Source organism: uncultured Aquimonas sp. (assembly GCF_937888285.1).
GTDB lineage: Bacteria > Pseudomonadota > Gammaproteobacteria > Xanthomonadales > Xanthomonadaceae > Aquimonas.
In genome coordinates this window covers 1-8,762 of the sequence record NZ_CALART010000061.1, presented here as the reverse complement: position 1 = coordinate 8,762, position 8,762 = coordinate 1, and the positions used below count along the sequence as shown (strand labels likewise).

6 protein-coding genes are annotated in these 8,762 nt (G+C 67.3%); 3 read left to right on the top strand and 3 right to left on the bottom strand.

All coding sequences use genetic code 11. The features are described 5' to 3' along the window. Positions 1 to 319 precede the first annotated feature (319 nt). Positions 320 to 1,615: a trypsin-like serine protease gene (locus Q0654_RS12480; protein ID WP_298854247.1), complete on the bottom strand. Its 1,296-nt coding sequence runs from the start codon at positions 1,613 to 1,615 to the stop codon at positions 320 to 322. Between the two features lie 227 nt (positions 1,616 to 1,842). Between Q0654_RS12480 and Q0654_RS12475 the strand changes: the two genes are divergently transcribed. Both Q0654_RS12475 and Q0654_RS12470 read left to right on the top strand, forming a co-directional pair. Beyond that, positions 1,843 to 2,406, top strand: a complete 564-nt coding sequence (locus Q0654_RS12475) for an ECF-type sigma factor (RefSeq protein WP_298854245.1) — start codon at positions 1,843 to 1,845, stop codon at positions 2,404 to 2,406. After that, positions 2,403 to 5,186 carry a serine/threonine-protein kinase gene (locus tag Q0654_RS12470; protein ID WP_298854243.1) on the top strand — a complete coding sequence of 928 codons (2,784 nt, stop codon included), beginning with the start codon at positions 2,403 to 2,405 and terminating at the stop codon, positions 5,184 to 5,186. The genes Q0654_RS12475 and Q0654_RS12470 overlap by 4 nt, the downstream gene beginning before the upstream one ends. A 212-nt stretch (positions 5,187 to 5,398) precedes the next feature. On the opposite strand, the gene Q0654_RS12465 is transcribed toward Q0654_RS12470, so the two are convergent. Further along, positions 5,399 to 6,373 carry a hypothetical protein gene (locus Q0654_RS12465; protein WP_298854241.1) on the bottom strand — a complete coding sequence of 325 codons (975 nt, stop codon included), beginning with the start codon at positions 6,371 to 6,373 and terminating at the stop codon, positions 5,399 to 5,401. A gap of 458 nt (positions 6,374 to 6,831) precedes the next feature. Here Q0654_RS12465 and Q0654_RS12460 point away from each other — a divergent pair, with 458 nt between their 5' ends. Further along, positions 6,832 to 7,383 (top strand): ECF-type sigma factor, encoded by a 552-nt coding sequence (locus tag Q0654_RS12460; protein WP_298854239.1) that lies wholly within the window; start codon positions 6,832 to 6,834, stop codon positions 7,381 to 7,383. Positions 7,384 to 7,450: 67 nt separating this feature from the next. Here the strand turns inward: Q0654_RS12460 and Q0654_RS12455 are convergent, their stop codons facing one another. Then, positions 7,451 to 8,491, bottom strand: coding sequence for a DNA-binding protein (locus tag Q0654_RS12455; protein ID WP_298854236.1), 1,041 nt, complete (start codon positions 8,489 to 8,491; stop codon positions 7,451 to 7,453). Positions 8,492 to 8,762: the final 271 nt, after the last annotated feature.

Sequence of the window (8,762 nt, the reverse complement as noted above, 5' to 3'; positions counted from 1 at the left end):
TCGGGATTCGGGATTCGGGATTCGGGATTCGGGATTCGGGATTCGGGAAGAGCGTACGCGGGCTTGGGGTCTGTCGGCCGTGCGAAGACACCTGCCCACGCGCCTCGCGAAGAGGCCGGTCATCCCCGCCTGCGCGGAGATGACCGGCTTGCGAACAGCCGCCCTTAGCAGGCTGAAAAAAACGGCCTGCTAGCCCGGCCAGGGATGGCCGGGACGACGAAGCAAGCGCGTAAGCGATTGCTTCGTCGTGAGGCGGTACGGACCAGCGCCGGACCGCCGACTTGAAGAACTCCCTGGAAGGGAGTTTTTCAACAAGCTGTTAGGGCTTGTCAGCCTTGAAGTACGCGATCATGTCGAGCACTTCCGGCGTCACGCGGCGGATGCCGTTGACGTAGACCTCGCCGGCACTGCAGGTCGTGCAGCTCTGCGTGCTGACCACGCCGAACACGACATGCCCCGAACCATTCCAGGCGTCGGTGAACACCGCCGAGCCGGAGTGGCCGCGGCTCAGGTCGCAATTGGTGGAGAAGCGCGCCGCCCAGCCGTCGGCACCGTTGCTGCCGAAGCTGCCGATCTCGCAGGGTTTGGTGTCCTGGTAGGCCCAGCCCTGCAGGCTGTTGTTGACGCGGCATTCAAGCGGCGCCTCGTTGAAACCGCAGGCCGGGTAGCCGCGGTTGTAGCACTGGCCGCCGAGGTAGCCGGGGCCGAAGGGCACCTTGTCGCAGTAGTCCTCCAGCGAACCCTGCGCGATCGCGGCATAGCCCAGCCAGCCGGTCTGGCTGCCCGGCGTGCCGTCCAGCACGATCAGGCCGTAGTCGTGGTTCCAGGCGTTGCGGCTGGCGCGCCAGGCGGCCGGGGTGTAGTACCACACGCCCTGCTGTTCGCCGTAGGGCTCGCAGCTGGCGTTGTTGCAGCTGCCCTCGCGGCCGGCACGGAAGCGCCCACCCAGGGTCCAGGTGCCCTCGAAGCTGCCGTCATCCTGCTCGATCCAGCCGAACAGGCAGTGGGCGGCAGTCAGCACATGGCGACGCCCGACCAGGGTGCCGGAACAGCCCCAGTCAAGACCGCCGCCGATCTGGCCCATGGCCCGATAGGGATAGCTGGTGTTGTCGAAGCGACGGGTGCGGCTGTCGTGGCCATTGCTCCAGCCCTTGGCGTCGCCCAGCAGCGGCATCTGCGCCTCGGCGCGGGCACCGGCGGAGTCGTTGGCAGGGCCTTCGTCGCCCTGCTCCCAGCCGGCCTTGGCCGAGAGCATGCGCAGGCTGCGCGCAGTGTCGAGCGGCAGTTCGACCAGGTACTCGTCGCCGGTGCGCAGATTGACCGCCACCCAGTGCCGCGCGTCCAGTTCGGCGGACATCGCTTTCAGGCGGTCCTCGACCTCGTTCTTGCCAGTCTCGGGCAGCGGCGACTCCGCGCCGGCGGTGTCGATGTCGCCAAAGCGGGCCTTGCCGAGGTGCTCCCAGCGCACCTCGACGTTGGACTTGGCCGGCACCAGCTCGCTGCCGAAGACGGCCTGCAGGTCGAGGCTGCGGTACTCGACCTGGGCGGATGCGGCGCTGGCGGCAAGCCCGAGGCCCAGCAGCAGGCCATTGCGGATCAGATGGATCGTATTCATGGCGGATCTCCTCATGCGTCAATGCGGTCCGACGTCCCGGCGGTCGGATCTGCACCGCGCGTCGTCAACCGCATACACGCGGCGCCGAGGCGAAAACGACAGCCGGCGCCAACACGGCGGCGCGGCGGACGCAGAAGCCGGGCCGGCGGCACGCCCAGCCTCGACATTCCGCAGCGCGGCCCACGCCCGCCGTATGATTCGGCCACCGCACAAAGCCGCGATCGCCCATGGACGCCGAGATCACCCAGCTGTTGCAGCGCCACCGCAGCGGCGAGCGCGCTGCCTTCGACGCGCTGGTGCCGATCGTCTATGCGCGACTGCGCGAGATCGCCAAACGCCAGCGCCGGCGCGACGGGCTCGGCGGCGAGACGCTGTCGACCACCGCCCTGCTGCAGGAGGCCTGGCTGCAGCTGGTCGACGAGACGGGCGTCGACTGGCAGAGCCGCACGCACTTCTTCGCGATCTGCGCCCGGGCGATGCGGCGCATCCTGGTCGACGCCGCCCGCGCGCGCTGCCGCGACAAGCGCGGCGGCGGCCAGCCCGATCTGACCCTCACGCCCGATCTGGTGGCGATTGACGAGCAGGCCGAGGACATCCTCGCGGTCGACCTCGCGCTGGAGCAGCTGCGCCAGTTCAACGAACGCCTGGCCCAGGTGGTCGAGTGCCGCTACTTCGGCGGCCTGAGCGAGGAGGAAACCGCGGCCGCGCTCGACACCTCCCTGCGCACCGTGCAGCGCGACTGGCTGCGCGCCCGCGCCTGGCTGCTCAAGGCTTTCCAGGGCGAGCCGTGAGCCTCGACCGCCGCATCGAGATCGATCGCCTGCTGATGCAGGCTCTGGACCTGGAGGACGACGCACGCCCGGCCTTTCTGGCCGCCATCGAAGATGCCTCGCTGCGTGCCGATGTCGAGGAGATGCTGGCCCTGTGCGCCTCCGACACCGACCCGCTGGCGCTCGATGCCGCCGCAGCCGCGCGCCTGATCGATGCCGCGGTCGAACAGGGCAGCCCTGCCCTGTCGGCCAGCCTCGGCTTCGAGGACACCGCCCTGCCCGAACAGATCGGCGGCTGGCGCATCCTGGAGCGGATCGGCCAGGGCGGCATGGGCGAGGTGCTGAAGGTCGAGCGCATCGACGCCGGCTTCGAGCAGCTCGGCGCCATGAAGCTCATCCGCAGCGGCTTCGCGATCGGCGAGTTCGCGCGGCGCTTCCTGCAGGAACGGCAGATCCTCGCGCGTCTGAACCACCCGGGCATCGCCAGCCTGCTCGACGGCGGCCGCGATGCGCAGGGCCATCCCTACCTGGTGATGGAGTACGTCGACGGCGCCCCCATCGACCAGTACTGCGACGGCAAGCGGCTCGGCGTCGAGGCCCGCATCGAGCTGTTCATCGAGGTCTGCCGCGCGGTTGCGCATGCGCATCGCAGCCTGGTGATCCATCGCGACCTGAAACCCTCGAACATCCTTGTGCGTCCGGACGGTCGGGTGAAACTGCTCGACTTCGGCATCGCCAAGGTGCTGGGCGACGGCGAAGGCGGGGACCCGCTGGCCACGCGCATCGAGCAGCGCATGTTCACCCCCGACTACGCCTCGCCCGAGCAGGTGCGCGGACAGCCGGTGACCACCGCGAGCGATGTCTACCAGCTCGGGCTGCTGCTGTACGAACTGCTCTGCGGCCACCGCGCCCAGCGGGTCGGCAACACCGGCCCTGCCGCGATCGAGCGCATCGTCTGCGAACAGGACCCCACGCGACCCAGCCAGAGCATCGGCAGCGGCGACACCGACCTCGCCCTGCGTCGCCACCTGCAGCCGCGCCAGCTGCGCCGGCGCCTTCGCGGCGACCTCGACACGATTGTCGGCAAGGCTCTGCAGAAGAACCCCGAGCGACGCTACGGCACGGTCGACGAGCTGATCGACGACCTGATCCGCTCGCGCCAGGGCCGCACCCTGCACGCCCGCCCCGACACCTGGCGCTACCGCATGGGCCGCTTCGTGCGCCGGCATCCGGTGGGGCTTGCCTTCGCCGCGCTGACCCTGGGCCTGCTCAGCGTCTATCTGGTCACGCTCAACCTGCAGGCACGCGCGCTGGAGCGCGAGCGCGACCGCGCCCAGGCCGAAGCGGCCAAGGCGCGCCAGGTGCAAAGCCTGGTGCAGCGCTTGTTCGAGGGCATCGATCCCGATATCAGCGGCGGCGAACCCCTGAGCGTGCAGGCCCTGCTGGATCGCAGCTTCGCGCAGATCGAAGGCGAGCTGGGCGCACACCCGGAGGTGCGGGCGGAGCTGCTGCTGACGGTGGGGGACGTGTACCAGGCCCTGGGCAATCGCCAGCGCGCGGAAGAGTTGCTGGCCCAGGCGCAGACGCTGGCTGAAGGGCTGGAAGCGGAACAGCCATTGCTGGCGGCTCGGGTGTACCGGAGTCGGGGGCGACTGCTCGGGGAAGGCAACGAGCTAGCGCTGCCTGACGAACTGCTGGCAAGGTCCCTTCGCCTGTTGCGCTCCGCCACCACGGGCGAGTCCCTGCAGGTGGCCGAGACGCTGTTCCAGTTTGCCGAGCTGAAGCGGCGGCAGAACCTGCCCGAACAGGCAAAGGCCATGGGTGAAGAGGCGCTTGAACTGCGCCGAGCCGCGGGGGCAGATGTCCTTCGGATCGCCGCGAGCTTGAACCAGCTCACGATGATCGAGCGCGGCCTCGGAAGACATGCGCAGGCGGAGGGGATGCTGCGGGAATCCTTGGCGCTCATGGCCCTGCGGCTGCCCGACGCCCACCCTCGTATCGGCGAAGTCAAGGCTGACCTGGCCATGGTCCTGCGTAGACAGGGTGAGCTGGAGCCGGCACTTCCGCTGTACCTCGAATCCATTGACGCTCTGCGATCCAGCCGAGGCCAGCACCATCCCTCCGTTGGCATCGTGCTCGGCAATCTCGGCAACCTGTACGCGCAGATGGACCGGCTCGACGAAGCCGAGGCCGCACACCGGGAGGCGCTCCTCATTCACGGCATGCATTTCGGGGCGCGTCATGCCAGGGTCGCGCTGGCTTGGAACGAGCTGGGAACCAGCCTGCGTCGTCGAGGGAAGCTTGAGGAGGCCATCGAGGCCTTTCGCAAGGCCGTAGCTGCCTTGCCGGAATCTCACGCGGCCTGGAATGACGCTTTCCGACGCAATCTGATCATCGCTCTGATCGAAGCAGGGCAGGCGCAGCCCGCACTCGAAGAGCTCTCGCTCGCGCAACGATTGCTCCAAGAGGCCGATCACTCCGACCGCGACTTGGCAATCCTTCACCGCTGGCGAGCACGCGCCTGGCTGCTGGCAGGCGATCATCAAGCCAGTCGCTCGGAAGCTCTGCTGGCGATCGAGCGATTCGGAACTGGCGAGGACGGAGGCCCTGCGCTTGCAGACTGCTTCCACGTTCTCGGTGAGGCCTTGTTGGGTCTGGACAAGCCTGCCGAGGGAGCAGAAGCACTGCGCACGGCTCTCTCGCTGTACGAAGGAATGACGACGCCGCCAACAAGCGCCGTCACCCAGGTTCGCTCCCAGTTGGAGCGCGCGCTTGCCAGAGCCCACGAGCGCTTGCCTTGAATCTTATGCAATGCGTATACGAGCAATCGAGGCAACTCGGATTCACTTGGCTTCCGCAGGGCCAGTGCCGAGCGACTGCCCATCGTCAAGCCGATGCGTGATCACGCTTCGCTGAGCGCAGCCAGGTCGAAGTCGCGCAGCGGCCGAACGCGTGTGGAACAGGCCGCGAATCGCAACGTCGAGACCCACTCTGGGAGGTGTTCAGCCCGTGCTCATTGGGCCGCGGGCACGGAGCAATCAGGTGCGACCTCCACAATCAGCGACCTGGCGTTGTTCTGACCATTCTGCTCCGCTACGAGAGCGCTCGCATCCGCATGCGCGAATATCCGCCACGTCCCCGCAGGCAGCGCAACGCGCCCTCGCACACGCTGCACGCCTGCGACCGACAGGGCAGGCAGCGGCACCACATCGAGTTGGAGGCCAAAGCGATGCTCCAGCAGCAGACTCGCATCCGTGTAGGCTGACTCTGCGCGCCCCGTATTGCCAATCGAGTACGTGTACTCGAACACGCAACGCCCCTGCAGCCGTGCATGTGCATCGCGCGCGTGAACTCTGACGCCATCGCTCCAACGCGTCTGCTTTCCCCCGAAGACAATCACAGGCCCGGGCTCCAGATCCGGTCGCGGCGCCGCGAGAGGCGGTTCCCACTCCTCCACGTTGCAGACCGGTCCAGGGTCGCGAGCCCCGGTCTCTTCGATCTCGGTCGGTTGCTCACATTCGAGCCACTGGGGAGGTTTTTCCGGAAGCGTGAAGCCCAAGTTGGGTAGTTCCCCGTAAAGAGTGCAAGAACCAGTACCTTCAATTACCTCCAGGTGCAGCACGTTGAGTCCGCGCTGAGCGGGCAGTGCGCGCGTTGAGAGAACTGCGTTGGCAGGAGGGTTCGTGCTACAGCCACTGCTGGCGCTGAACTGGAGCCGCTCTGCAACGATCTCGTTGCGAGGTCCGCGCAGCAGGCCCTCGTAGTTGCCGGACGGGTCACGGCGCAGCTGCAGCAGGTAGCGGCCCGGGCGCAGGTCCAGACCCGGAGTGGGCGTGGCCGGCGCGTAGTCGAACTCCAGCACCTGGTACTGCGAGCTCGGCGCGGTCTGGGCCAAGCTGGGGGGCGGCGCGAACGCGGTGACGAAGGCGGCGGCGATGGCGGAAGCGAGCGTGCGAACGGAGCTGCGGGACGGCATGTCGATCTCCATGGAACGTTGGGGGCGGTGGACGCGAGTCGCCTGAAGTTCTGGACCGCAGGCATTCAAGCGTCCTGTGCATGAGAGTCGTCGCCGGGCGGCGAAACCCGCCATGTGATTCTCGATTCGATGTTGGGCGCACGCGCAGGCCTACGGAGATGGCCGTCACACACGCTCCGGCGGCCCCGAATCGCTACGCCGGCCCTGAGCCCGTATAGGGTGGGCCCTGGCCCACCATGCGCTCGATACTCGCCCCGGTCATCGCCGTCGACCGCGCGAGGTCTGCACTCCGGGGGTTCCGAGATCGACACACCGGCGCAGGCCTCAAGGCCATGGTGGGCCAGGGCCCACCCTAGGAGCCGCCTTCGCGTCGTCCCGCGTCGACGCGAAGCAACAGGTGGCGGGATCGGGCGCTCCATGTCGACTTCAAGCGGGACCGTCCTGGTCTTCCCGCAAATCCGGAGTCCGCCATGCACAGCCCCACAGCCCAGCCCAAGCCCACGCAGCCCCAGGTCACCCAAGGCATCGAAGCGCGCTCCCTGTCGGATCTCTACTCGCGCCTGAAGCGCATCGCCGGCCGCCAGCTCGGGCAATCGCCCTCGCCTGCCACCCTGTCGGCCACGGTGCTGGTACACGAGGCCTATCTGCGGGTGGCCGGCGGCGGTCATCTCGAGGCCCGCGATGAGTCGCATCTGCTCTCGCTGTGGACGCGCACCATGCGCCATGTGCTGATCGACTACTGCCGCGCGCGCGCAACCGCGAAACGCAGCGGCCACAAGCTCGACATCGACGAACTCGACTGCGCCCAGCGCGCCGATCCGGACGCCCTGCTTGCGCTGGAGCAGAGCCTGCGCGCGCTCGACGCCCACGACCCGCGCCTCGCCCAGGTGATCGAACTGCGGGTATTCGCCGGTCTGGACAGCCACGGCATCGCCGCCCAGCTGGGCGTGGATGTGCGCACGGTACAGCGCGACTGGGTGCGGGCGCGTGCATGGTTGCAGGACAGTCTCGCAGCGGGATGAGGCCCTGTGGGGGTTCGGCCGAGATACGTGTAAAAATGCCCCATAGAGTCCGATTTCTTTTGTGAAATCATCCGGTTGCCGGATTTTTTTGGGTGCTCGAACCGTCAGTGTGATCGGGTCGCAGCTGCGCCAGCAACTGCTCCAAGGTATCCCGGCGCACACCAGCCCGCAGGGCCTCGGCCTCGGCCTGTTCGCGACGCTCCCGCTCCTTCGTTAGATCGGCGCGAGCGCAGGCCAACTCCGCCCGTACGGCTTCCAACGTCTGGGTATCTTGCGCCCAGCGCGTTTGCAGAGCTTGGTGCTCAACCGCCGTGAGCCGCAGCGCGTCCAGTTCCTTTCGCTGGTCGTCGGCGGCCTGCCGCACCTGTGCCAGTTCCCGCTCCAGGCGACTATGGCGCTCCAGCCACTGTCCGTTGTCGCGGTTGAGCTGCACCAACTCGTGGTTCTTGGCGGTCAGCGCCTCGTTGGCCTGGCGCAGTGCGACCTGCAGCTCCTGCACTTGGTGCTCGTGGCGGCGCTGCTCCTGTTCGCGCTGTTCCTTGGTCGAGGTCCGGTAGTGCTCCAGCGCCTCGCGGGCGTGCTGGTGCTTCTGTTCCAGCGACTGCGCGTGGGCCTCGTGCTCGGCCAGGCGTGTGGTCAGACCGGCGATGCGCTCGCCGAGTTGGGCAACCTCGGTGGCACGGTCGGCCAGGGCCTGCCGGGTGGTCGCGTGAGCGGTCTTTTCGTCGTGCAACGCCGTTTCGTTGCCCTGGATCTGGGCGCTCAAGGCCACGGCTTCCTGCTGCGCACGCTCCAGTGCTTGTCCGCGCTCCTGCAACTGCGCCTCGAAACGCTGCTGGGCCTCGGCGACAACGGCCTCAGCCTCCTCGTGCAGGCGCCCAGCGAGCCGGCCAATCAGGTCCTGTAACGCCTCACTGACAGCGACTTTCGCGCCCAAGCCTTGCCCTTCCTCTTCCTCCAGCTCCTTGAGGTAACGGTGGATAGTGGTCTTGGAGCCAGTGTTGCCCAGTGCCACCCGAACCGCGTCCACCGATGGGTGCTTACCCTGCACCCGCAAAGCGTCGCGGGCCCTCTGTACATCGCTCTTGTACAACCCAGCACGGGCCATGGCCGCCTCCCTGGACGATTTCGTAATGTATTACATACCATGTAATTACATACTATTTCAATTACAGAAATGACCACGAGTTGGCTGTAAATTAAAGCGGGATAATAGTAGTTTATCCCGTGTCAGCCGCCTGAGGCCTGCACCAGGGGGGGCATTCAGTACGAAACTGGAATGTGCCGCCGCGTGCTAGCGCTCGGTAAGCGCTGCATTTTCCGTTTGTCAGAATCATGGCCGGCAGCGTGCTGACGAGAAGCAAAAGCGGTCAAGGGCG